The following is a 24266-nucleotide window of genomic DNA, read 5'->3' on the forward strand; positions in this document are numbered from 1 at the left end:
CGTCGCTATAACCGCGCGACGACGTCGGCCAGCAGGGCGCCCATCCGGCTCGCCGAGGCGGCGCCGGCGGCCAGCACCTCGGCGTGGCTGAGCGGTTCGCCGCTGATCCCCGCGGCCAGGTTGGTCACCAGCGACACCCCCAGCACCTCGACGCCGGCCTCCCGGGCCGCGATCGTCTCGTGCACCGTCGACATGCCGACCAGGTCGGCGCCCAGCGTCTGCAGCATCCGCACCTCCGCGGGGGTTTCGTAATGCGGTCCGGGCAGGCCGGCGTAGACGCCCTCGGTCAGCGCCGGGTCGGCCTCGCGGGCCAGCTCGCGCAGCCGCGGCGCGTAAGCGTCGGTCAGGTCGACGAAGCGCGGGCCGACCAGCGGCGAGCGCCCGGTGAGGTTCAGGTGGTCGCTGATCAGCACCGGCTGGCCGGTCGCCATGTCCGGGCGCAGCCCGCCGGCCGCGTTGGTGAGCACGACGACCCGCACCCCCGCCGCGCAGGCCGCCCGCACCGGGTGCACGACGTGGCACAGGTCGTGCCCCTCGTAGGCATGCACGCGACCGACGAACACCAGCACCCGGTGGTCGCCGATGCGCGTCGACAGCAGCTCGCCGGTGTGCCCGACCGCGGTCGGTGGCGCGAACCCGGGCAGTTCGGCCTGTGGGAGTGTGGCGGTCGGGGAACCCAGCGCCGCCACCGCCGGCCGCCATCCCGACCCGAGAACGACGGCGACGTCGTGCTCGTCGACGCCGGTGCGCTCGGCGATGGCCCGCCCGGCCCGCCGCGCGAGGTCGTCGGGGTCGGACGCGGGCTCGCTCACACTGGGCGAGCCTAGCCCGCCGTATGTGAGGATCTGCCGTATGCGTCGTCGTTGGTGGTCCGTACTCCGCGTGGTCGTCACTGTCGCGGTCTCGGTGGCGGTGATCACGGGCGGCCCGGCTCCGGTGGCAGGAGCCGACGGGTGTCCCGATGTCCAACTCATCTTCGCGCGCGGCACCGCCGAGCCGCCCGGCCTCGGCGTGGCCGGCGATGCGCTGCTCGCGGCGCTGCAGTCGGCCCTCGGCTCGCGCAGCGTCGACGCGTACGCGGTGAACTATCCGGCCAGCTATAACTTTCTGACCACCGCGGACGGGGCCAACGACGCGCGCGACCACATCGCGCAGATGGTCGGCCAGTGCCCCGCCACGCGGCTGGTGCTCGGCGGCTTTTCACAGGGCGCGGCCGCGGTCTCGATGCTGGCGGGGGTGCCGCCGCTGGGCGAGCGCATCGGCAACTTCGGATCGGCTCCGGCGCTGGATCCCGGCCTGGCGAGCAAGGTCGCGGCGGTCGCGGTTTTCGGCAACCCCGGCAACCGCTTCGACACGCCGCTTTCGACGACGGGTCTGTTCGCCGGCCGCGCCATCGACCTCTGCAGTCCCGGTGATCCGGTCTGCGTCGTCGGCGGTCGCGACCGGGACGCGCACCACGACTACGGCGACCCGCCCTACCCCCGACAGGCCGCGGGATTCATCGCCGGACTGGTGTAGCCCAGACCCCTCAGGTCGCGGTGGGATACTGCGAGGATGCCCGCGACCGCATTGGACAGTGTTGAGGACGTCGTGCGGCGACGTGGCGCCGACCTCGTCGAGCTTTCCCACGCCATCCACGCCGAGCCCGAGCTGGCCTTCGCCGAGCATCGCAGCTGTGCGAAGGCGCAGGCGCTGGTCGCCGAGCGGGGCTTCGAGATCACCGCGCGGGCGGGCGGTCTGGACACCGCGTTCCGCGCCGACTTCGGCAGCGGGCCGCTGGTCGTCGGGGTGTGCGCGGAGTACGACGCGCTGCCGGAGATCGGGCACGCCTGCGGCCACAACATCATCGCCGCGTCGGCGGTGGGCGCCGCGCTGGCGCTGGCCGAGGTGGCCGACGAGCTCGGCCTGCGGGTGGCGCTGCTGGGCACTCCCGCCGAGGAGGCCGGCGGCGGCAAGGCGCTGCTGCTCGAGGCCGGGACGTTCGACGACGTCGCGGTGGCGGTGATGGTCCATCCCGGGCCGACCGACATCGCCGCGGCCCGCTCGCTGGCGTTGTCGGAGGTGACGGTGGACTACCGGGGCAAGGAATCGCACGCCGCCGTCGCGCCGTACCTCGGGCTCAACGCCGCCGACGCGCTGACCGTCGCGCAGGTGGCGGTCGGGCTGTTGCGCCAGCAGCTGGCGCCGGGCCAACTGGTCCACGGGATCGTCACCAACGGCGGGCAGGCCGTCAACGTCATCCCCGGCCACACGACCCTGCAGTACGCGATGCGGGCGCTCGAATCCGAATCGCTGCGGCAGCTGGAGGGCAGGATGTACGCGTGCTTCGCCGCGGGCGCGCTGGCCGCCGGCTGCGAGTACGAGATCGACAGCCCCGCGCCCCCGTACGCGGAGCTCAACCCCGACCCCTGGCTGGCGGACGTGTTCCGGGAAGAGATGCGCCGGCTCGGCCGCGAGCCGGTGGCGGCCGAATTCGAGACCGGGCTGCCGATGGGCAGCACCGACATGGGCAACGTGACACAGGTGCTGCCCGGTATCCATCCGGTGATCCGCGTCGACGCCGGCGGTGCCACGGTGCACCAACGCGCCTTCGCCGCGGCGGCCGCCGGCCCCAGCGCCGACCGTGCCGTGGTCGACGGCGCAATCATGTTGGCGCGCACCGTCGTTCAGCTCGCCCAGACCCCCGGTGAACGCGACCGGGTGTTGGCCGCGCAGGAGCGGCGAGGGGCGCGGGCATGAGCCTCGTCGACAGCGCCGAGTCGTGGCTGGCCGCTCACCACGACGACCTGGTCTCGTGGCGCCGGCACATCCACCGCTACCCGGAATTGGGCCGGCAGGAGTATGCGACCACCCAGTTCGTCGCCGAACGGCTGGCCGACGCCGGGCTGAACCCGAAGGTGCTGCCCGGCGGCACCGGGCTGGTCTGCGACATGGGGCCCGAGCACGAGCCGAGGATCGCGCTGCGGGCCGACATGGACGCGCTGCCGATGGCCGAGCGGACCGGCGCGCCGTACACCTCGACGATGCCCAACGTCGCCCACGCCTGCGGGCACGACGCGCACACCGCCATCCTGCTGGGCACGGCCCTGGCGCTCGCGTCCGTGCCGGAGCTGCCGGTCGGGGTGCGGTTGATCTTCCAGGCCGCCGAGGAATTGATGCCGGGTGGGGCGATCGACGCGATCGCGGCCGGGGCGCTGTCCGGGGTGTCGCGGATCTTCGCCCTGCACTGCGACCCCCGGCTGGAGGTCGGCAAGGTCGCGGTCCGGCAGGGCCCGATCACCTCGGCCGCCGACCAGCTGGAGATCACCCTGTATTCGCCGGGCGGGCACACCTCGCGGCCGCACCTGACCGGCGACCTGGTCTACGGCCTGGGCACGCTGATCACCGGGCTGCCCGGGGTGCTGTCGCGCCGCATCGACCCGCGCAACGCGACGGTGCTGGTCTGGGGCGCCGTCAACGCCGGGGTGGCCCCCAACGCGATCCCGCAGACGGGCGTGTTGGCCGGCACCGTGCGCACCGCGAGCCGCCAGACCTGGGTCGCGCTGCAGGACATCATCCGCGAGACCGTGACGGCGCTGCTGTCGCCACTGGCGATCGAACACACGCTGCAGTACCGGCGCGGGGTGCCCCCGGTGGTCAACGAGGACATCTCGACGCGCATCCTCACCCACGCCATCGAGGCCGTCGGCCCCGAGGCGCTGGCCGACACCCGGCAGTCCGGCGGCGGCGAGGACTTCTCCTGGTATCTGGAGGAGATTCCGGGCGCGATGGCCCGGCTGGGCGTGTGGTCGGGCGAGGGGCCGCAGCTGGACCTGCACCAGCCGACCTTCGACCTCGACGAGCGGGCCCTGGCGATCGGCCTGCGCGTGATGGTCAACATCGTCGAGCAGGCGGCCCTGTTCTAGCCGCTTCTGCCGCGCTCCCCTCCCCGCGAGCGTGCGTGTTTGTACGGCGACACGCCGTTGCAGTCGGCATTCTGTGCACGCTCGGCGCAGTGAATTGTGGGGAAGCCGCGGTGCCCAGACGATAGCCCGCATGCATGCAGGGCTCAGTCGATTGCTGGACACGCAAGGCGGAGTGGTGACAACCGCGCAGGCGTTGACGTTCTTGAGCCGCCGCGGGCTGGAAGCGGACCTGAAATGCGGTGTGCTGCAAAAAGTTTGGTATGGCGTCTACGGCCGCGGTGAAATCACCGACGCGCTGCGACTGCGCGGGTTGGATTTGGCGACGGGAACGACGATCGCGGTCTGCTTAAGCACCGCCGCGGCGATGTACGGCTTCGACACCGAACGGACCGCTGATCTGCACGTGCTCAATCCGTCCGGTGGGCAACTGCGGTCGTCCGGCGGCCTCGTCGTGCACCGGCGGGAAGGGGCGCCGTTGGCCATGGTCGGGGGACGCCCCGTCACCGCGCCCCCGTGGACGGCGATCGAGGTCGCCCGCAGCCTTCGTCGACCCAGAGCGCTGGCGACACTGGACGCCGCGCTGCGCAGCGGCACCTGTAGCAACGAAGACCTTCAGCGGGCCGTTAGGCAGCAATCCGGCCGTCGCGGGATCGTGACCGTGCGCGAATTGCTGGGACTGGCCAGCCCGCTCGCTGAGTCGCCGATGGAGAGTGAGGCACGGCTGGTCATGATCGACGGCGGCCTGCCCTGGCCTGTGCTGCAGTACGAGGTCCTGGACCTGCATGGACGTCTCTGGCGACTCGACTTCGCGTGGCCGGTGCGTCGGGTCGCGGCGGAGTACGACGGCATCGACTGGCACAGCGGGCCGGACGCGTTTCTGCGGGACCGCCGCCGTTCTTCGGCCCTTCAACAGCTGGGGTGGGTGGTAGTGCCCATCATCGCGGAGGACGTGAGATATCGACCTCGCGAACTTGTCCGCCGGCTCGAGACGCACTTGCGAAAAGCCGCGTGACGCAGCGACGAGGGTGCGCAGAATGCCGGCTGGTGCGGCGTGTCGCCGTACAAACACGCACGCTCGCGGGATGGGGCTCGCGCGATGGGGGCTCGCGGGGCCGGCCGCCCTGTTCTAGCCGCTGGTCCCCGGGCCGACGTTGCTGGCCGGCCGGTTGCGCAGGTCGCTCACGTAATCCTCTGGCGCACCGGCGATCTCGGCGGCGTCGGCCATCACGCCGAGGTAACGCGCCGACGGCAGCCCGCCCTCCCAGGCGTCGAGCACGTACAGCCAAGCCAGCACCGGGTCGATCGTGGTGTCCGACGAGATGCGCTCCACCCGGCACCGGATCTTCTTGTGCACCCCGAACTCGGAGCCCTCCCATCGGTCGAGGTTCGCCTCGTCGGCCGGCGTCATGTCGTAGAGCACGACGAACACCTTCGAACCCGGGTCCTCGACGATGGTCGCCAGGGCCCCTTCCCAGCCGATGTCCTCCCCGCCGAACGTCAACCGCCACCCGTGCAGCCAGCCCGTCCCGGCCATCGGCGAGTGCGGCGCGCGCTTGAGCATCTGCTCGGGATCCATGTTCGACCCGTACGCGGCGTAGATCGGCACGGAAGAAGCTTAAACGTCGGAACCCCGCGAGGTATTCACCCGAACGTTTCGTGGGCCTCACGCCGCAGCGCGGCGCGCATCGTCGGCGGGCGATAGGTTAGGGCGTGTGGTGACCCGCATCGTGATCCTCGGTGGGGGGCCGGCCGGTTACGAAGCCGCTCTGGTCGCCGCCACCTCACATCCAGACACAACCCACGTCACCGTGATCGACTCCGAGGGCGTCGGCGGCGCCGCCGTGCTCGACGACTGCGTGCCGTCCAAGACGTTCATCGCCTCCACCGGGCTGCGCACCGAGCTGCGCCGGGCCCCGCGGCTGGGCTTCGACATCGACATCGAGGACGCCAAGATCTCGCTGCCGCAGATCCACGCCCGGGTGCGCACGCTGGCCGCCGAGCAGTCGGCCGACATCACCGCGCAGCTGCTCGGCGTGGGCGTGCAGGTGGTCGCGGGCCGCGGCGAGCTGATCGACCCGACGCCCGGGCTGGCAAAGCACCGCGTCAAGGCGACCGCCGCGGACGGCACGACCACCGAGCACGAGGCCGACGTCGTGCTGATCGCCACCGGCGCCAGCCCGCGGATCCTGCCGTCGGCGCGGCCCGACGGCGAACGCATCCTGACCTGGCGGCAGCTCTACGACCTGGAGGCGCTGCCCGAGCACCTGATCGTGGTGGGCTCCGGGGTCACCGGCGCCGAGTTCGTCAGCGCCTACACCGAGCTGGGCGTCCAGGTCACCGTGGCGGCCAGCCGCGACCGGGTGTTGCCCTACGAGGACGCCGACGCCGCGCTCGTCCTGGAGGAGTCGTTCGCCGAGCGGGGCGTCAAGCTGGTCAAGAACGCCCGCGCCGAGTCGGTCACCCGCACCGATGCCGGGGTGCTGGTCACCATGACCGACGGGCGCACCGTCGAGGGCAGCCACGCCCTGATGACCATCGGCTCGGTGCCCAACACCGGCGGGCTTGGGCTGGAACGGGTCGGCATCGAGCTCGGGCCCGGCGACTACCTGCGCGTCGACCGGGTGTCGCGCACCTCGGTGCCCGGCATCTACGCCGCGGGGGACTGCACGGGGCTGCTGCTGCTGGCGTCCGTCGCGGCCATGCAGGGCCGGATCGCGATGTACCACGCGCTGGGCGAGGGGGTCAGCCCGATCCGGCTGCGCACGGTGGCGGCGACGGTGTTCACCAGGCCGGAGATCGCAGCGGTCGGGGTGCCGCAGTCGATGATCGACGACGGCTCTGTGCCGGCGCGCACGATCATGCTGCCGCTGCGCACCAACGCGCGGGCCAAGATGTCGGGGCTGCGGCAGGGGTTCGTCAAGATGTTCTGCCGGAGATCCACCGGCGTGGTGATCGGCGGCGTGGTGGTCGCGCCCATCGCCTCCGAGCTGATCCTGCCGATCGCGGTCGCGGTGACCAACCGCATCACCGTGAACGAACTGGCTCAGACGCTGGCCGTTTACCCCTCGCTGTCCGGGTCCATCACCGAGGCCGCGCGCCGGCTGATGGCACACGACGATCTGGATTAGCGCCTAGCCTGGGAACCGCACACCTACCGACGAGTAACCGGACAGGAGAGCCCGCAGTGAGCGACCCGATCGACGCGCTGGGACCCCAGCAGCGCACCGTGGCCTGGGAGCGGCTGGGCGCCGAGCAGTTCGACGTCGTGGTCATCGGCGGCGGCGTGGTGGGCTCCGGGTGCGCGCTGGACGCCGCCACCCGCGGGCTCAAGGTGGCCCTGGTCGAGGCGCGCGATTTCGCGTCGGGCACCTCGAGCCGGTCGTCGAAGATGTTCCACGGCGGGCTGCGCTACCTCGAGCAGCTGGAGTTCGGCCTGGTGCGCGAGGCGCTGCACGAGCGTGAGCTGTCGCTGACGAAGCTGGCGCCGCACCTGGTCAAGCCCATGCCCTTTTTGTTCCCGCTCACGCACCGGGGGTGGGAACGTCCCTACACCGCCGCCGGCATCTTCCTCTACGACCGCCTCGGCGGCGCGAAATCCGTTCCCGCGCAGAAGCATTTGACTCGGGCCGGGGCGTTGAGGCTGAGTCCGGGCCTCAAGCGCACCTCGCTGATCGGCGGGATCCGCTACTACGACACCGTCGTCGACGACGCCCGCCACACCATGACGGTCGCGCGCACCGCGGCGCACTACGGCGCGGTGGTGCGGTCGTCCAGCCAGGTCGTCGCGTTGCTGCGGGAGGGGGACCGGGTGACCGGCGTGCGGGTCCGCGACTCCGAGGACGGCTCGATCACCGAGGTCCGCGGGCACGTCGTCGTCAACGCGACCGGGGTGTGGACCGACGAGATCCAGGCGCTGTCCAAGCAGCGCGGGCGGTTCCAGGTCCGCGCGTCCAAGGGCGTGCACATCGTGGTGCCGCGCGACCGCATCGTCAGCGACGTCGCGATCATCCTGCGCACCGAGAAGTCGGTGATGTTCGTCATCCCGTGGGGCAACCACTGGATCATCGGCACCACCGACACCGACTGGAACCTCGACCTCGCCCACCCCGCGGCCACCAAGGCCGACATCGACTACATCCTCGGGACGGTCAACACCGTGCTGGCCAACCCGTTGACGCACGCCGACATCGACGGCGTGTACGCCGGGCTACGCCCGCTGCTGGCCGGTGAGAGCGAGGAGACCTCCAAGCTGTCCCGCGAACACGCCGTGGCGGTGCCGGCGCCCGGGCTGGTCGCGATCGCTGGCGGGAAGTACACCACCTACCGGGTGATGGCCGCCGACGCGATCGACGCCGCCGCGCAGTTCGTTCCCGCGCGGGTGGCGCCGTCGATCACCGAGAAGGTAAGCCTGCTCGGCGCCGACGGCTACTTCGCGCTGGTCAACCAGGCCGAACACGTCGGCGCGCTGAAGGGCCTGCACCCGTATCGGGTGCGCCACCTGCTGGACCGCTACGGGTCGCTGATCGGCGAGGTGCTGCAGCTGGCGGCCGAATCCCCCGACCTGCTCAGCCCGATCAAGGAGGCGCCGGGCTATCTGCGGGTGGAGGCCCTCTATGCCGTCACCGCCGAGGGTGCGCTGCATCTCGAGGACGTCCTGGCCCGCCGGATGCGCATTTCCATCGAATACTCGCACCGCGGTGTCGACTGCGCCCGCGAGGTGGCCGAGGTGGTGGCGCCGGTGCTGGGCTGGAGCGCAGAGGACATCGACCGCGAGGTCGCCAACTACACCGCGCGGGTGGAGGCCGAGATCCTGTCGCAGGCCCAGCCCGACGACGTGTCGGCGGACGAGCTGCGGGCCAGCGCCCCCGAGGCGCGCGCCGAGATCCTCGAGCCGGTGCCGCTCAGTTGAGGCCCGCGCCGCTTCCCGTGCGCGACGGGCTGGGCCCGGCGCGGGTGCGGCTGCGCGGCGGATCGGTGTTGGCGGAGCTGACCGCCCGGTTCGGCGCGCGGGTTGTGCACGGACCGGTCGTCGACGCCGACGGCGTGGTGGTCGATGAGGCGACGGTACTGCCCGCGGGTTCCCACGTGTTCCTGTATCGCGAGCTGCCGGTTGAGGTTCCGGTGCCGTTCGACGTTCCCGTGCTGCACCGCGACGACGACATCGTCGTCGTCGACAAGCCGCACTTTCTGGCCACCATGCCGCGGGGGCGGCATGTCGCGCAGACCGCGCTGGTGCGGCTGCGCCGCGAACTGGGCCTGCCCGAGCTGAGCCCGGCGCACCGGCTGGACCGGCTGACGGCCGGGGTGCTGCTGTTCACGGTCCGCCGCGAGGTGCGCGGCGCCTACCAAACGCTGTTCGCGCGCGGGTTGGTCGCCAAGACGTACCTCGCGCGGGCCGGCGTCGACCCCTCGCTGGCTTTCCCCCGGGTGGTGCGAAACCGGATCGTCAAGCGCCGCGGCGTTTTACAGGCGGCCCGCGAGCCGGGTGTGCCCAACGCGGAGACGCTGGTAGAGCGCGTCTCGCCGGACGGCCTGTACCGGCTCACCCCACGCACCGGGCGCACCCATCAGCTGCGGGTGCACATGGCCTCGCTGGGCCTGCCGATCGAGGGCGATCCGTTGTATCCCAACGTGATCGACGTGCCCCCGGACGACTTCAGCGCCCCGCTGCGGCTGCTCGCCCAGCGCATCGAGTTCGACGATCCGGTCACCGGCGTGCGCCGGGAGTTCGTCAGCCGGCGGCCCGGCCCTGACCACCCCGACGACGAACCGCTGCGCTGCTGACCGCGTGAACACCGCGGGACGGGGTAGCCCGCGGGCATGGACATCACCGTCACCTTCGTGGGCAACGCCACCACGCTGATCGGCGCCGGCGGGCTCACGCTGCTGACCGATCCGAACTTCCTGCACCGCGGCCAGCACGCCTATCTGGGCTACGGGTTGGTGTCCAAGCGGCTGCGCGAACCGGCGCTGAGCGTCGACGAGCTTCCGCCGGTGGACGCGGTGGTGCTCTCCCATATGCACGGCGACCACTGGGACCGGGTGGCGCAGCAGGGCCTCGACCACCAGCTGCCGATCATCACCACCCCGCACGCGGCAAAGCGGCTGCACCACCGTGGCTTCGGCCACGCGCTTGGCCTGTCGACGTGGCAGCGACACACAATCACCAAGGGCGGCAACACGATTCACATCACCTCACTGCCCGGACGCCACGCGCCGCTGTGGACCCATCGGCTGCTGCCGCCGGTGATGGGCACCATGCTGGAATTCGTGTCGGCCGACCGCTCGGTGCGCCGGCTCTACGTTTCCGGCGACACCCTGCTCGTCGAGGAGCTCGACGAGATTCCCGTGCGCTTCGACTCGATCGACGCGGGCGTGCTGCACCTGGGCGGCACGCGGCTGCCGGCCGGCGGGCGGCTCCCGTTCGGGCTGACGGTGACCATGGACGGCCGCCAGGGTGCGGAACTCGTGGCAAAGCTCGCGCTGCCGACGACGATCCCCGTCCACTTCGACGATTACGGCGTGTTCGCCTCGCCGCTGGCCGACTTCGTCGCGGAGATGAAGCGTCGCGGCATGGGCGATCGCATCATCGAATTGGACCGCGGCGCCTCGGCGACCCTGTGACGACCGCAGGGCTCCTAGCTGCTAATTGCTCCGGTGGCTAACCTCGTCGGTATATCGTTCGTCTCGTCCGGTACTCGAACGAAAGGTGATCGGGGGGCCACCCGTGAGGCGTCGACGTGCATTGTTTCAGCGCAGGTCACGGTGTGGTCAGCGCGACTTTGCTGGTTCGTTGCCCGCATACGGAATGTGAGATGTCATGGATCTTCTAGCGCTGCCGCCCGAGGTCACCTCGGTGCTCATCCACTCCGGACCCGGAGCCGGCTCGCTGCTCGAAGCGTCCGCCGCCTGGCAGCGCCTGACCACTGAACTGGAGAACTCGGCAAGCGTCTACACTTCGGCGTTGTCGACCCTCAGCGAGTCGTGGAAGGGTCCCTCCTCGGCGGCGATGGTCGAGGCCGTCCAGCCCTACGTCACCTGGCTGCGGAACACCGCCCAGCAGTCCCAGCAGCTGGCCGAGTCGACCCAGGCCGCCGCGGCGGCGTTCAACTCCGCGCAAGCCAGCGTGGTGCAGCCCGCGGCGGTCGCCGCCAACAGGACGCGGCTGGCGCAGCTGATCGCCACCAACGCGTTCGGCCGCAACCTGCCGGCCATCGCGGCAACCGAAGACCAATACCAGGCCATGTGGGCGACCAACTCCGCGGCGCTGAGCCGCTACCAGGCGGCGACGACGCAGGCGCTCGACCTCCAGAAGTTCCTGTCGCCGCCCGCGATCACCGATGCCGCGGGGACGGCGGCGCAGGCCACCGCCACGTCCGCGGCCGCCGCCACCCCGGCGCAGTCGGCGATCGGGGATTTGTTGAACGCGCTCAACAGCCCGTTCGGCTTCGACCCCAACGTCGGGTGGTTCGGGCTGGCCAACACCTGGGGGAACCAGTTCATCTCGTCCGGGTTCCCCATCAACCTGCTCAGCTACGTCGCGCAGAGCACCTCGGCCCAGGCGCTGCAGAGCGTGGGCGGCGACATCGGCCAGGGCCTGTCGGAGGGCGAGTCGGCGCTGGGGGCGGCGGGGGCCGAACTGTCCGGCGCGATCCGGGGCATCGGGTCGGCTGCGCCCACCGCGCAGCTGGCCGCGGGGGTGTCGATAGGCAAGCTGACCGCGCCGCCCGCGGTGGTGGGGCTGCTCCCGGCCTCGCAAACCCCGGTCCAACTCGCCTCGGCCGCCTCGCCGCTCGACGGCGCCGACGCCGGGTTCCCGATGCTGCCGCCGTTGATGCCGCCGCCCATCTCGGCGGGAAGTGGTTGGCGCAAGAGGAAACAACCGACTCCCGAGGAACTCCAGGTTGGCGCGGAGGTCAAGGGGAAAGTGATGCGCCCACCGCCGTCGGCGGGATGAGGGACAAACCGAAATGTCCTGCCGCGTAAGGCAGTTGGAAACTGCCACAGAGTTGGCGGGTTGACACGTCATGGACTTCGGGACGTTGCCGCCAGAGATCAGCTCGGCGCTGATCCACTCCGGACCGGGTGCCGGTTCCCTGATCGAGGCGTCGGCCGCGTGGGAGCGGCTGGGCACTGAGCTGGAGGAGTCGCTGCCGGGCTACGCCTCGGTGCTCTCGTCGGTGACCGAAACCTGGCAGGGCCCGTCCGCGACGGCGATGACGCAGGCCGTCGAGCCCTTCCTGTACTGGTTGCGCACCACCGCGCAGCAGTGCGAGCAGGTCGGGTCCTCGCTCCAGACCGTAGCCGCGGCATTCGAATTGGCTTGCCGGACAGTGGTTTTCCCGGTCCAGGTGACCGCCAACCGGACTCGGTTGGCCCAGCTGATCGCCACCAACTGGCTCGGCACCAACTCCGTGGCCATCGCCGAGACCGACGCCCAGTACGAGGGCATGTGGGTGAACAACTCGGCGGCGATGTACCGCTACGCGGCAACCTCGGCGCAGGCCACGCGGCTGTCCCAGTTCTCGTCGCCCCCCGTGATCGTCAATCCGATCGCGGCGGCCGCGCAGGCCGGCGCCGCGCCCGCCGCCGCGGCCGCCACCCCGGCGCAATCGGCGATCGGGGACTTCCTGACGTCGATCCTCAGCTTCCCCGGCGGCTTCAATCCCCAGAAGGGCTGGTTCGGGCTGGCCCAGACCTGGGGGAACCAGTTCATCGCGGGCGGGATTCCCATCAACCTGCTCAGCTATCTGGCGCAGCTGAGTTCGGCGCAGTCGCTGCAAAGCGTGAGCGGGGACATCGGCCAAGGCCTCTCGGAGGGCGAGTCGGCCCTCTCGGCGGCCGGGGCGGATCTGGCCGGCGCGGTGCGGGCCGCCGGATCGGGGGCGGCGCCCGCGGGGGCTTTCGGCGTGGGGGTTTCGATGGGCGGGCTCAAGATGCCGCCGGCCGTCGTCGGCATGCTGGCCGCCGCGAAGGCGCCGGTGCAACTGGCCGCCGCGGTGTCCCCGCTGCCGGCAGGCGAATCAGGGTTCCCCTTCATGCCGCCGCCGATGATGCCGCCGGTGACGCCGCGGGACAAGAAGAAGCGCGAGGCGGGCAAATACGACGACATCGAGATCGGGCTGGAGATCAAGGGCACCTTCATGACCCGGCCGCCCTCAGCGGGATGACGCCCCGGGTTCGTCGGACTCGGCGGGCTCGTCCGGGGCGAGGGTGAAGTAGTTCTCCTCCTCCTGCACGAAGTGCAGGCGCAGCAACGCGTACAGCCCGTAAAGGCAGGCGAGCAGGTCGTCGACCTGGTCCGCTCCGATGGAGCCGCCGGCCTGGGCCAGCTCCAGGTGCGCGCCGATCCGGTCCGACAGCCGTTGTATCTCGGCGTGCGTGCGGCTCATGGTGGCGGTGGCCTCACCGGTGCCGAGCGGATTCGCCAGTGCCGGATAGAGCTGGCTTTCCTCGGCGCGTTCGTGCGGCAGGATTCGCTCGACGAGCAGGGCATGGGCGCGGGTGATCGCCTGCAGCGCGGACTCATCCGGCGCCGCGGCCAGCCGGTCGGCGGCGTCGCGCAGCAGCCCGACGGCGTCGCGTAGTTCGTCGTGTTCGGCGTCGAAGCGGCGCAGCATCCGCTCGGTCTCCTCGGGCAGGTCGACCTCGAGGGACGGGTTGCCGCGCAGGGCCCGCAGCGCGTTGACGATCACGGCCACGTCGATGCCCTCCTGCAGCAGCGCGCCGGCGGCCGGCGGCAGCCACCCGAGGGCGGCGACGGCCATCGCGGCCAGCGACAGGCCCATGCCCACGACGGCGCTCTGCACGGCGATGTGCCGCGACCAGCGGGCGATGTCCATCGCGTCCGCCAGCCGCTCCAGCCGGTCGGTGGTCAGCACGATGTCGGCGGCCTCCGAGGAGGCGGTGGCACCGCGGGCGCCCATCGCCACGCCGACGCCTGCCGCGGCCAGCGCGGGGGCGTCGTTCACGCCGTCGCCGACCATCACGGTGACCGCGCGGCCTTGTTCGGCGCGCACGGCGGCGACCTTGTCGGCCGGGCTCTGTTCGGCGTAGACGTCGTCGAGCCCCAGGACGGCCGCGACCTCGCGGGCGGGCTCGGCCCGGTCGCCGGTGAGCATGACCAATCGCCGCAACCCGGCGCCGCGCAACCGGCGCACCGTCCGCGGCGCGTGGCGGCGCAGGGGGTCGCGCAGCAGCACCGCGCCGGCCGGTCGGTCGTCGACGCAGACCCAGGCGATCGCGGCGGTGTCCAGCAGGGCCCGGTTCACCGCGGCGCGGGCCCAATCCGTCGACATATCGCCGGCGAGCTTGCCGACGTAGATCCGCTGCCCCCCGACGGTGCCGGTGACGCCCCGGCCGGGTTCCTCGACGACGTCGGTGGCCAGCGACAGCCGCAGGCCGCGGCCGAGCGCCTCGGTGACGATCGCCTCGGCGAGCACGTGCGGCGACAGCTGATCGACCGAAGCGGCCAGCCGCAGGATGTCGATGGCGTCGCGCCCCGGCGCGGCCGCGACGTCGACGACGACCGGGCGCCCCATGGTCAGCGTGCCGGTCTTGTCCATCACCAAAGTCGTTGCCTGGCCCAGGTTTTCGAGCGCGGCCCCGCCGCGGACCACCACGCCCCGGCGCGACGCGCGCGACAGCCCCGACACGATCGCCACCGGGGCCGCCAGCAGCAGCGGGCACGGCGTGGCCACCACCAGCACCGCCACCGCCCGCACCGCCGACCCGCTGGCCAGCCACGCCCCGCCGGCCACCGCGAGGGCCAGCGGCAGGAACCACGCGGCGTAGCGGTCGGCCAGCCGGACCACCGGCGCGGTCTGCGCCCCGGCCTCGGCGGCCAGCCGCACGATCTGCGCGTACGTGCTGTCCTCCGCGGTGGCCGTGGCGCGCATCTCGAACGCGCCGCCCGCGTTCACCACCCCGCTGCGCACCGGTTCGCCGACCCCGCGCTCCACCTGCAGCGGCTCGCCGGTCAGCACCGACTCGTCGAGCACCGCCGCCGCGCTCGCGATGCGCCCGTCGACGGGCACCACCTCGCCGGGGCCGACGACCAGCAGGTCGTCGATCGCCACCTCGCCCAGGTCGATCGTGCTCACGGCCGAGCCCACCCGGCGGCGGGCGAACCGCGGGGCGTGTTCGAGCAGGGCCCGCAGGTCGTGCGACGCGCGGCGCTCGGCGGCCGCCTCCAGCGCCCGCCCACCGGCCAGCATCACCGAGATCAGCGCGCCGGCGAGGTACTCGCCGACCAGCAGCGTGCCGACCAGCGACAGCACCGCGATGAGGTCGACCCCGAACCGGCCGTGGCGCAGCGCGGCCAGCACCCACACCGTCGCGGGAACCAGGCCGACCACCGTGCCCGCGATCCAGCACGCGTCGGCGACGTCGCGCGCCCCGGCCAGCCAGGCGATCCCGCCCGCTGCCAACGCGCCGACGCTCAGCGCCACCAAGACCGCAAATCCCTTGCCGCCCACACCATTCCCTTCGAGCAAACAGGCCATGACCAGCGTGAACCTGCAGCGACGGGTTGACTAGGGCCGGGTGTCACTTCACGGTCACATCTTGGGGCCGGCGATTGCGGTTACCAGTGCCACTCGAATTGAGGACTCAGGTCACTAGAAAGGTCAACCAAGTTCCGGTGAACATTGCTGGCGTGACCGACTTACCTGTCCCGTCGTCCGCGGGTTCGCTTCCGATTTCCACCCTCATCGGCGAGCCGGTGGCGCGCGTGCCCGCCGACGCCACCGTCGCCGACGTCGCCAAGGCCCTGGTGGCCGTCGACGCCGGGGCCGTCGTGGTCGGTGACGACGCCTTGCCCGCCGCGCTGGTGAGCGAGCGCGACATCGTTCGCGTGGTGGCCGCCGGGGACGATCCGGCCACGGTCCCGGCCGCCGACATCGCCAGCACCAAGCTGGTGTGGTGTGACGCCGCGGCGACCGTCGACCAGGTCTCGGCCCGGATGATGGACCACTACATCCGCCACGTCCTGGTGAAGAGCGACGGGGCGCTGGCCGGCATCGTCTCGGCCCGCGACCTGCTCGGCGCCTACAGCGCCGACGGCGCCGATCCCGCGTGAAGCGGCGCCTGGCCGCGCTGGTCGGCGGCGGCCTGGCCGGGTTGACGGGCTGGGACCTGCTGCAACGCCGCCACACCATCCTGCGCAACTACCCGGTCATCGGGCACCTGCGGTTCATCCTCGAAGCCGTCGGCCCGGAGCTGCGCCAGTACATCGTCACCGACAACGACGCCGAGCGCCCTTTCAGCCGGGACCAGCGGCGCTGGGTCTACACGTCCTCGAAGCTGGAGAACCGGTACTTCGGGTTCGGCACCGACAACGACCTGGAACGGGTGCACAACTACCCGGTCATCAAGCACGCGGCGTTCCCCGTGCCCACCCCGGACGGCGAACCCGCACACCCCGACCCGGGCGTGCCGCTGCCGGCGGCCAAGGTGCTCGGCGGCGCGCGGGGCCGGGCCCGGGCCTTCCGGCCCTCCTCCCTGGTCAACGTCTCGGCGATGAGCTTCGGCTCGCTGTCCGGCGCGGCCGTCACCGCGCTGAACAAGGGCGCGGCCCTGGCGGGCGCGCTGCACACCACCGGCGAGGGCGGGGTGTCCCCGTACCACCTCAACGGCGGCGACCTCGTCTGGCAGATCGGCACCGGCTACTTCGGCTGCCGCGACGACGACGGCGGCTTCAGCCTGCCCCGCCTGATCGACCGGGTGGCGGCCACGCCGTCCATCCGGGCCATCGAGATCAAGCTGAGCCAGGGCGCCAAGCCCGGCCTGGGCGGCATGCTGCCCGGCGCCAAGGTCACCCCCGAGATCGCCGCGATCCGCGGCGTCCCGGCCGGGGTGGACTGCAAGAGCCCCGCCGGGCACTCCGCGTTCCGCGACGTCGACGGGCTGCTCGAGCTGGTGGAGACCATCGCCGCCGAGACCGGCCTGCCGGTCGGGATCAAGTCGGCCGTCGGGGAGGACGCGTTCTGGCCGCAGCTGGCCGACCGGATGGCCCGCACCGGCCGGGGAGTCGACTTCGTCACCGTCGACGGCGGCGAGGGCGGCACCGGCGCGGCCCCGCTGGTCTTCAGCGACCACGTGGCGCTGCCCTTCAAGTGGGCGTTCCCGCGCGTCTACCGCGCCTTCGCCGAGGCCGGCCTGCACCACGACGTGGTGTTCATCGGCTCGGGAAAGCTGGGCATCCCCGAGAACGCCCTGCTGGCCCTGGCGGCCGGCTGCGACATGATCAACGTCGCGCGGACCGCCATGTTCTCCATCGGTTGCATCCAGGCGCAGCGCTGCCACACCGGCCGCTGCCCCTCCGGCGTCGCGACCCAGTCGGCGTGGCTGCAGCACGGCCTGGACCCGGCGCTGAAATCGGTGCGGTGCGCCAACTACCTGGCCACCCTGCGCTTCGAGCTGGTCTGCCTGGCCCGCGCCTGCGGGCACGTCCACCCCGCCCTGGTGCCGCTGGAGGCGATCGAGCTGCTCGACGTGGATCTGAAGACGGTGCGGGCCGACGAGCTGCTCGGCTACCAGCCCGGCTGGGGCGTGCCCGGCCCGGCCGACGTCGCGGCGATCACGGAACTCATGGCCCGCGGTTGACAGGCCCCGGCGGCTAGCTCGCGGCGGCGGTCTCGGTGCGGGACTCCATCATGCGGTTGCGAACGATGTGTTCGACGAGGATCGGAACGAAGGCCTGCACCGGTGCGTCGACGAATTGCTGAGCGGCCTCCTCGCACCACCGCAGGATCTGGGCGGTGCGCTCGGGGTCATCGCGACCCTCGTGGCGGGCCAGCTTGTCCGCGACGTCGGCAACCGACTTCGACACCGCGGGAACGCCCGCCGGGGCCGCGCCGGCCTCGGTAATTGCGCGCGCCTCGTCCAGCGCTCGCCGGGCGGCCTGCTCGCTGCTGTCCGGCCGGATGACGTGCAGGGTGAGGTGACCGCCGTCGGCGCCGATCAGGATGACGCTGGCCGGCTCGTCGCTCGTGAACCCCAGCAATTCGACGGTGTGGCCGGCGATTTCACATAGGGAAGGCGTCTCGTCCCAGCCATTGCGGCGGTACCCGATCATGACGACCTGACCGAGCCGGTCGGACACCGCCGCCACCAAGTCCGGCAACTCCTCGGCCAAGTGCCTGGACCGCGGCCACCAGGCCCCGTCGATGTGCTCCGATGCAGCCCGATAAGGCTTGAGCTGCAACCGATTTTCGCGCTCCATCCCATCCACCTAACACTCACTTGGACGCTGACTCGGTAGCAACCGTACGGCCATCCCGGCCTTCCCGCGACTTGAGCGTCCAGTCGTCGATCCGTCGCTGCGCGATCTCCGACACGCGGAGGAGCAGGTCGGGAGCAACTGCCGACGCCGAACTCGCCACCCCGGCGGCCAGCAAGCCCTGGCTCCAGGCGAGCGGGCCCACGGGCGTGCAGCCGAACACCTGGCTCAGCCCCGGGGTGCTCACGACCACCGCGAGCGCGCCAAGGGAGCCGACCGTCGTAACCACGACCAGCGGGGCGCGCGAGTCGACAAGAGTCTGGGAGAGTTGCGCGCCGACCAATGCGATCAGCGCGACCGTCGCCGCGCGGCGCGGGGTACCGGTCACGCTGGCCATCGACCAGCCCAGCGTGGCGCCGACCGTGGTGGCCGCACCACGAATCCCGATCGCGCGCCACATCGCCGCCTCGTCGCGGTCGACCGCGGCGGTGCTGGTCTGCGGGCTCACGGCCAGCGCGGCGGCGGGCAGCGCGTCGGTGAGCATGTTGATCAGCAGCATCTGGCGGGTGTTGAGCACCGAGTGCCCCGTCAGGACGGTGGTGATCAGCGCGAAGCACACCTCGCCGAGGTTGCCGCCCAGCAGCATCGACACCGCCGACTGCACTCGTCGCCACAGCTGGTGGCCCTCGTCGAGGGCGTCGAGCAGCGCCTCGATCCGCTCGTCGAGCAGCACCACGTCGGCCGCGGTGCGGGCAGCATCGCTGCCACGGGCCGCCACCCCGATGCCCACGGTGGCGGCCCGGATCGCGGCGGCATCGTTGACGCCGTCGCCCACCATGGCCGTCACCAGGCCGGCTCGCTCCAGCGTTTGGACCACGTCGATCTTGTGTTCCGGCGTCATGCGCGCGAAGACCAGCCGCGACCCCACCGCCGCGGCCCGCTGGTCGGCGGACAGCGCCTCCCAATCGCTGCCGGTGATCACCTGCTCGGCGGTGACTTCGATACCCAACTCCCGGGCGATCACGGCCGCGGTCGCCGGGTGGTCGCCGGTGATCAGCCGTACGCCGATGTCCCGCTCGGCGAGTTCCTTGAGCAGCGCCCGCGCCGCGGGCCGGGGGGTATCGGCCAAGCCGAGCAGACCCATCGGGGTGAGCCCCGAGGTGCACAGGCTCTCGAGATAGCCGGGATCCGCTGCCGCGGCCGCGGCCTCGGCCGGACCGAGTTGGCGTTCGGCGACCGCCAGCACCCTGAGCCCGTTGGCCGCCATCTCGTCGATCTGTTCCGCCAGCGGTTCGTCGTCGTGCCGCAACGCCGACGAGAGCGCCTCGGGGGATCCCTTGATGGTCAGCCGGGTGCCCACGAGCGCGGCCGCGAACGGGCGACCGGACTGGAACGGCAGGAACGCGTCGCGGGTCAGCCGCTGCGGGCGCGAGCCGTCCCCGCGAATTTCCGGATCGCCCGCGGCCCGGTGGATCGCGTCGTCGGTGGCGTGGTCGACGCGGTGGGTGTGCCTGGCATAGCTGGTGCTCAGCGCCGCATCCAGGACCTCGCCGGGGGTGAATCCCGCCATCGGATGAACGGTCTTGACCTTCAGCCGATTTTCGCTCAGCGTTCCGGTCTTGTCGAAGCACACGACGTTCAGCCGGGCCAACGCCTCGATCGAATGGGGATTACGGATCAGCACCGATTGCTCGGTGAGCCGGCGCGCGGCGGCCAGCTGAGCCAGCGTCGCCACGAGCGGCAGGCCCTCCGGGATGGCCGCGACGATCAGCGTGACCGCACTCGACACCGCTTCGCGCAACGGGGTGCCGCGCGACACGCTGAGCAGTCCCACCAGGCTTCCGCTGGCCACGCTGAACGGCAAGGCCCGACGGGTGATGTGCCGCAGCTGCCGCTGCAGGCCGATCTCCTGGAGTTTCCTCGGCGCCATCGCCAGCGCGCGGCGCATCTCCGATCGCGAGCCGACGGCGGTGACCACGGCCACCGCCGTGCCCGCAACCACCGTGGTGCCGGCGTAGAGCATGCAGGTCCGTTCGGCCAGCGGGGCGCCCGGCGTGGGTTCGGTCTGCTTGGCCACCGGCAGCGATTCACCGGTCAGCGTCGACTCGTCGACCTCCACATTCAAGGCGTGCAGCAATCGGGCGTCCGCGGGGACGACCTCGTCGGCGTGGACCTCGATGATGTCGCCGGGCCGCAGCCGCTTGGTCGGCACCTTCTCGCGGCGGTGTGCATCCAGGGGGCCCACGCGCCGACGGGCGGGCGGATCCTGCACGGCCAGCAGGCGATTCAGCGTGCGTTCGGCGTGCAGCTGCTGTTCGGCCGACAACGCGGCGTTGACCAGCAGGACGCTGCCCACCAGGACCGCATCCAGCGCCGATCCCAGCAACGCGCTGGCCACCGCGCCGGTGGCCAGCAGCGGGGTGATGGGGTCCGCCAGATCGCCGCGCATCTCGTCGGCGAAATCGCGGACGAGTCCCCACGACGCCACGCTCGTGTCGTGCAGCACGCGAACCGGCGGCAGCCGCTGCCACCGGGCGGCTGTCTCCTCGTGGTGTTCGTCGGAAGGGCGGGGCAACAACCGCTGCACCTCGGCAACCGGCAACGCGTGCCACTCGTGGCTGGTTTCGGGTTCGGGCAGCGGATCCCCGAGAACCTTTGCGGCTGAACGGTATCCGAACCACAGGCTGGCGACCATGCCGACATTGACCGACGCCGAGCTGCGCCCGGGCACACCGGGAATCAGCATCAGTGCACCGATCGTCGACGCCGATGCCGACAACCGGACGGCGTTCTCGGTCGCGGCGCGCGCGGCGGGCAGCGCGTGCAACACCCGCCAGGCGCCGGCCAGGTCTTTGGCGATCACGTCGGCGGCCCAGGGCGGCGAATGCCCGTCCCGGAGCAGGCCGATGGTGACGTCGGACCGGTGCGAGGCCCGCATCCCCGACGTGGTCAACAGCGCCACGGTGGCGCCGCCGGCCTTCAGTTCCGCGACCGCCGCCGCTACCGCGTGGTCGATGGAGCCATCTGCGGGATAGAGTTGGTCGAAACCTTGTGCCAGAGAACGCAATCCGTCGTCATCGAGGGAGTAGACCCGTGGCCGCGACCGCCGCGCCTCGGTGAGCACCGCCGCCGCTAACGGATCGCGAACCGGGCTGACCAGTGCCTCACCGGCGCCGCCGGCTCCGGGGATCTCGGCCAACCGGTGCCAGCCCGGCCCCAGGCCGTCGCTGTCGAGTGCGGCCCGCACCGCTTCCCAGGCCTGGGCGCGTGCCGAATTATCCACTCCAAGAACGCGGCTGACCATCAAATCATCGGTGTACAGCGCGCGCGGATCGATCATGATCGCATCGATCCGGTCGAGCGTCCGCAAGACGCGGGGGTGCAGCACCAGCGCGTCGTGACCGACGCTCAGGCCGCGACTCATCGTGGCGCCGAAGGCCTCCCGCACGGTGCGCAACGGCTTCGGGACGGCGGCCAGCGCGGCGGCACCGGCGGTGTCGGGATTGCGTGACAACAGGCCCACCGCGGCGGCGGCACCGATGCCCGCCAGGCCGATGCGGTTGGCATAGCGTTCCGCGGGCCCGTCCGGCGCGGGCGTGCCGGTGACAGGCTTCGCCGCCGCATCGTGTGGCGCCGGCAGGCCGGCCAGCTCGGGTTCGTGCCGAAACCACATCAGCCGCCCGTTCCACGCCTCGGCCGCCAGCATCGTGCGGGTGGCGGCCTCCGCCGCCGCTGCCGTGGGTGAGAGGGTCAGCGCCGCGGTGGCGGCGTTGACGACACCGAACAACAGGTCGGCGCCCTCCGGCCCCAGGCGCCGGTCGAACTCCCGCCGCAGCCGCGGCAGGTGGTCGGCCACCGTCGGCGGCACGGCCACCAGGTCGGGGAGGCGGGGCAGCCGCAGCAGGCTGCCGGTCAGTGAAAGCCCAAGGCCCACAGTGGCCGCCGCGGCCGCCACCATCCGGCCCATCAGTAGCGCGTCGTCGCCGGGCAGGCTGGTCGGATGCTCGCGCGGCGCGCGCGCTCGGTCGCGTGCTTCGGCGTCGGCGACGATGCGGCACAGGTCCGCCGCCGAAGGTCCGCCGGCGTCGACGGTGACCACCAGCCGCGCCAGGATGTGATTCAGGAACGCCTGGCTGACACCCGGCGTCGCACGGACGGCCGCCAGGACATCGGCGGCGATCACCGGGGCGTGTCCGCCGTCGAGACCGCGCACCTCGATCCAGCGCCGCGCGCCGTTGCTGCTCGTGCGCCGCGCCGGCGGGCCGCCCATCGCCTCGATCGCCGCGCCCGCGGCCGCGCGGGTCAGCGCCGGAACGTCCGGCGTGGCGCGGGCCAGCGACCGGCCCACGCCGGCGACGACGCCGCCGCCCAACAGGGCGGTGCCCGCAGCGCTGCCCGTCACGACGGCGGTAGCAGTGACCGCCATCCGGGTGCCCGCCGCAGCAAGCCGCAATGCTCGCGTGATCACTGTGTTCCCATTACCTGACGTTGATTTTCGCCTGACGCGGTTTCGCGCCGGAATGGACGAAACGGGCGGCGCGTCGCTCGATCACGTGGCCGTGGCCGCGGGTGCGGTACGGCTGGCCGAACACGCGCATCGGCTCGCTGTAGAAGAGCTTCTTGGTCACCTCGACGAGCACCAGGTACGCAACGATGAAGACGGCCAGCGCGGCATAGAACTGCCACGGCAGCGGGGTGAATCCCAATTTGCGGCCCAACGGCGTCACGGTGAGGGCGAATCCGACCACGTCCACCGACATCAGCGTCACCGTCAGCAGTGTGCCGGGCCGGCTGCGCAGGAACGGCACCCTGCGGGTGCGGATCGCGAAAACGATAAACGTCTGGGTGAGAAGGTTTTCCAGGAACCACCCGGTGTGAAACGCCACCTCGCCGGCGTGCAGGATGCCGAGCATGAATCCGAAGGTCAGGAAGTCGAACAGCGAGTTGATGGGCCCGAACGTCAGCATGAACCTGCGGATGAAGGCGACGTTCCAGTGCGCCGGCGCATCGCGTTGCTCCTCATCGACGCGGTCGGTGGGGATCGCCAACTGCGAGGCATCGTAGAGCAGGTTGTTCAGCAGGATCTGGCTGGGCAGCATCGGCAGGAACGGCAGCAGCGCCGAGGCGGCGGCCGCGCTGAACATGTTGCCGAAGTTGCTCGACGTGCCCATCAGCACGTACTTGATCGTGTTGGCGAAGATCCGGCGGCCCTCGGCGACGCCGGTGGCCAGCACGCCCAGGTCCTTTTCCAGCAGCACCACGTCGGCCGCGTCCTTGGCGACGTCGGTGGCGCTGTCTACGGAGATCCCCACGTCCGCGGCGTGCAGGGCCAACGCGTCGTTGACGCCGTCGCCGAGGAAGCCGACCGATCGCCCGTTGCGGCGCAGCGCGGTGATCAGCCGCGCCTTCTGCTCGGGGGAGATGCGCGCGAAGATGGTGTGGTTTTGCGCGGCGTCGACGAACCCGTCGTCGTCGAGGGGTTCCAGCTCGGCGCCGGTGAGAGTGCCCTTGGACGCCAAACCCAGGTCATTGCAGACCTTTTCGGCGACCCGCGGATTGTCGCCGGTGGCGATCTTGAGCTCGATGCCCAGTTCGGCCAGCTGTGCCAGCGACTGGCGCGCCGCGGGTTTGGGTTCGTCGGCGAAGACCAGAAAGCCGGCCAGCGTCAGGTCGTGTTCGTCGTCGGCGGTGAGCTCCGTCAGCTCGGCGGCCGGGCGGGTGGCGACGGCGACCACCCGCCGTCCGGCGGCGAACAAGTCCGCCAGGGTCGCATCCGCGGCCGCCGGCGTCCCGTCGCACCGGTCCAGGACCTGTTCGGGGGCGCCCTTGACGACGAGGAGGCGGTTGCCGTCGTCGTCGACCAACACCGACGTCGCGCGCCGCTCGTGGTCGAACGGCAGCAGCGCGACGCGGCGCACCGCGCCGCCCACCAGTTGCTGTGGCTGCGGGGAGTCCCACAGCGCGGCGTCGAGCGGATTGGCGCTCACCACACCGGATTCCGGGTCGACGTCGGTGGCCAGCAGCCCGAGCCGCCGGACCGGCTCGGCCGGCGCACCGGCCGGATCGATCGTGCCGACCAGGCGGATGCGGCCTTCCGTCAGCGTGCCGGTCTTGTCGGTGATCAGGATGTCGATGTCGCG

The 24266-nt window shown here is 71.7% G+C and carries 18 protein-coding genes; 12 read left to right on the forward strand and 6 right to left on the reverse strand.

Annotated features, from left to right (window positions below):
* Positions 1-5: 5 nt before the first annotated feature.
* Positions 6-812 (reverse strand): purine-nucleoside phosphorylase, encoded by an 807-nt coding sequence (locus A5705_RS09855; protein WP_067874655.1) that lies wholly within the window; start codon positions 810-812, stop codon positions 6-8.
* 40 nt (positions 813-852) lie between these two features.
* Here A5705_RS09855 and A5705_RS09860 point away from each other — a divergent pair, with 40 nt between their 5' ends.
* The 4 genes from A5705_RS09860 to A5705_RS09875 all read left to right on the forward strand — a co-directional run bounded on the left by A5705_RS09860 (position 853) and on the right by A5705_RS09875 (position 4917).
* Positions 853-1518 (forward strand): cutinase family protein, encoded by a 666-nt coding sequence (locus A5705_RS09860; RefSeq protein WP_067874658.1) that lies wholly within the window; start codon positions 853-855, stop codon positions 1516-1518.
* A gap of 36 nt (positions 1519-1554) precedes the next feature.
* On the forward strand, positions 1555-2739 hold the full coding sequence (locus A5705_RS09865; protein ID WP_067874660.1) for an amidohydrolase: 1185 nt from the start codon (positions 1555-1557) through the stop codon (positions 2737-2739).
* Positions 2736-3905 (forward strand): M20 family metallopeptidase, encoded by a 1170-nt coding sequence (locus A5705_RS09870; protein WP_067874662.1) that lies wholly within the window; start codon positions 2736-2738, stop codon positions 3903-3905. Before A5705_RS09865 ends, A5705_RS09870 begins: the two co-directional genes overlap by 4 nt.
* A 130-nt stretch (positions 3906-4035) precedes the next feature.
* Entirely contained in the window at positions 4036-4917 is an 882-nt protein-coding gene (locus A5705_RS09875; protein ID WP_067874665.1) for a hypothetical protein, read from the forward strand.
* Positions 4918-5031: 114 nt separating this feature from the next.
* Here A5705_RS09875 and A5705_RS09880 read toward each other — a convergent pair whose 3' ends face one another.
* Positions 5032-5511, reverse strand: coding sequence for a gamma-glutamylcyclotransferase (locus tag A5705_RS09880; RefSeq protein ID WP_067874668.1), 480 nt, complete (start codon positions 5509-5511; stop codon positions 5032-5034).
* A 106-nt stretch (positions 5512-5617) separates the two neighbouring features.
* Here A5705_RS09880 and A5705_RS09885 point away from each other — a divergent pair, with 106 nt between their 5' ends.
* From A5705_RS09885 to A5705_RS09910, 6 genes are all read left to right on the forward strand, one after another.
* A complete protein-coding gene (locus tag A5705_RS09885) occupies positions 5618-7033 on the forward strand; it encodes an NAD(P)H-quinone dehydrogenase (protein WP_068277165.1) in 1416 nt (471 codons plus the stop codon).
* A 56-nt stretch (positions 7034-7089) separates the two neighbouring features.
* Entirely contained in the window at positions 7090-8814 is a 1725-nt protein-coding gene (locus A5705_RS09890; protein ID WP_067874674.1) for a glycerol-3-phosphate dehydrogenase/oxidase, read from the forward strand.
* A complete protein-coding gene (locus A5705_RS09895) occupies positions 8811-9689 on the forward strand; it encodes a pseudouridine synthase (protein ID WP_082956392.1) in 879 nt (292 codons plus the stop codon). Before A5705_RS09890 ends, A5705_RS09895 begins: the two co-directional genes overlap by 4 nt.
* A 36-nt stretch (positions 9690-9725) precedes the next feature.
* On the forward strand, positions 9726-10529 hold the full coding sequence (locus A5705_RS09900; protein ID WP_068277173.1) for an MBL fold metallo-hydrolase: 804 nt from the start codon (positions 9726-9728) through the stop codon (positions 10527-10529).
* 196 nt (positions 10530-10725) lie between these two features.
* Positions 10726-11862, forward strand: coding sequence for a PPE family protein (locus A5705_RS09905; protein ID WP_068277176.1), 1137 nt, complete (start codon positions 10726-10728; stop codon positions 11860-11862).
* Between the two features lie 70 nt (positions 11863-11932).
* Complete coding sequence (locus A5705_RS09910) at positions 11933-13075, forward strand: PPE family protein (RefSeq protein ID WP_068277179.1); 1143 nt, start codon at positions 11933-11935, stop codon at positions 13073-13075.
* Here the strand turns inward: A5705_RS09910 and A5705_RS09915 are convergent.
* Entirely contained in the window at positions 13064-15409 is a 2346-nt protein-coding gene (locus A5705_RS09915) for a heavy metal translocating P-type ATPase (protein WP_068277182.1), read from the reverse strand. The two genes, A5705_RS09910 and A5705_RS09915, sit on opposite strands and share 12 nt — an antisense overlap.
* A gap of 152 nt (positions 15410-15561) precedes the next feature.
* On the opposite strand from A5705_RS09915, the gene A5705_RS09920 reads away from it, so the two are divergent.
* Positions 15562-15984 carry a cyclic nucleotide-binding/CBS domain-containing protein gene (locus tag A5705_RS09920; RefSeq protein WP_067874694.1) on the forward strand — a complete coding sequence of 141 codons (423 nt, stop codon included), beginning with the start codon at positions 15562-15564 and terminating at the stop codon, positions 15982-15984.
* Positions 15981-17510 carry an FMN-binding glutamate synthase family protein gene (locus A5705_RS09925; protein ID WP_068277185.1) on the forward strand — a complete coding sequence of 510 codons (1530 nt, stop codon included), beginning with the start codon at positions 15981-15983 and terminating at the stop codon, positions 17508-17510. Before A5705_RS09920 ends, A5705_RS09925 begins: the two co-directional genes overlap by 4 nt.
* A 13-nt stretch (positions 17511-17523) precedes the next feature.
* Here A5705_RS09925 and A5705_RS09930 read toward each other — a convergent pair whose 3' ends face one another.
* The 3 genes from A5705_RS09930 to A5705_RS09940 all read right to left on the reverse strand — a co-directional run.
* Positions 17524-18129 carry a DUF5994 family protein gene (locus A5705_RS09930; protein ID WP_068277188.1) on the reverse strand — a complete coding sequence of 202 codons (606 nt, stop codon included), beginning with the start codon at positions 18127-18129 and terminating at the stop codon, positions 17524-17526.
* A 16-nt stretch (positions 18130-18145) separates the two neighbouring features.
* Positions 18146-22552 carry a cation-translocating P-type ATPase gene (locus A5705_RS09935; RefSeq protein WP_082956393.1) on the reverse strand — a complete coding sequence of 1469 codons (4407 nt, stop codon included), beginning with the start codon at positions 22550-22552 and terminating at the stop codon, positions 18146-18148.
* 52 nt (positions 22553-22604) lie between these two features.
* Positions 22605-24266, reverse strand: a 1662-nt coding sequence (locus tag A5705_RS09940) for an HAD-IC family P-type ATPase (protein WP_156763082.1), incomplete at its 5' end; no start/stop codon positions are given.

Source organism: Mycobacterium sp. E787, assembly GCF_001668725.1.
Taxonomy (GTDB): Bacteria; Actinomycetota; Actinomycetes; order Mycobacteriales; family Mycobacteriaceae; genus Mycobacterium.

What these genes read in the sequence shown, in the direction of transcription:
- A5705_RS09860 (WP_067874658.1), top strand. Translation starts at nt 853, where the DNA reads ATGCGTCGTCGTTGGTGGTCCGTACTCCGCGTGGTCGTCACTGTCGCG.
- A5705_RS09865 (WP_067874660.1), top strand. Translation starts at nt 1,555, where the DNA reads ATGCCCGCGACCGCATTGGACAGTGTTGAGGACGTCGTGCGGCGACGT.
- A5705_RS09870 (WP_067874662.1), top strand. Translation starts at nt 2,736, where the DNA reads ATGAGCCTCGTCGACAGCGCCGAGTCGTGGCTGGCCGCTCACCACGAC.
- A5705_RS09875 (WP_067874665.1), top strand. Translation starts at nt 4,036, where the DNA reads ATGCATGCAGGGCTCAGTCGATTGCTGGACACGCAAGGCGGAGTGGTG.
- A5705_RS09900 (WP_068277173.1), top strand. Translation starts at nt 9,726, where the DNA reads ATGGACATCACCGTCACCTTCGTGGGCAACGCCACCACGCTGATCGGC.
- A5705_RS09905 (WP_068277176.1), top strand. Translation starts at nt 10,726, where the DNA reads ATGGATCTTCTAGCGCTGCCGCCCGAGGTCACCTCGGTGCTCATCCAC.
- A5705_RS09910 (WP_068277179.1), top strand. Translation starts at nt 11,933, where the DNA reads ATGGACTTCGGGACGTTGCCGCCAGAGATCAGCTCGGCGCTGATCCAC.
- A5705_RS09915 (WP_068277182.1), bottom strand. Translation starts at nt 15,409, where the DNA reads ATGGCCTGTTTGCTCGAAGGGAATGGTGTGGGCGGCAAGGGATTTGCG.
- A5705_RS09930 (WP_068277188.1), bottom strand. Translation starts at nt 18,129, where the DNA reads ATGGAGCGCGAAAATCGGTTGCAGCTCAAGCCTTATCGGGCTGCATCG.
- A5705_RS09935 (WP_082956393.1), bottom strand. Translation starts at nt 22,552, where the DNA reads ATGGCGGTCACTGCTACCGCCGTCGTGACGGGCAGCGCTGCGGGCACC.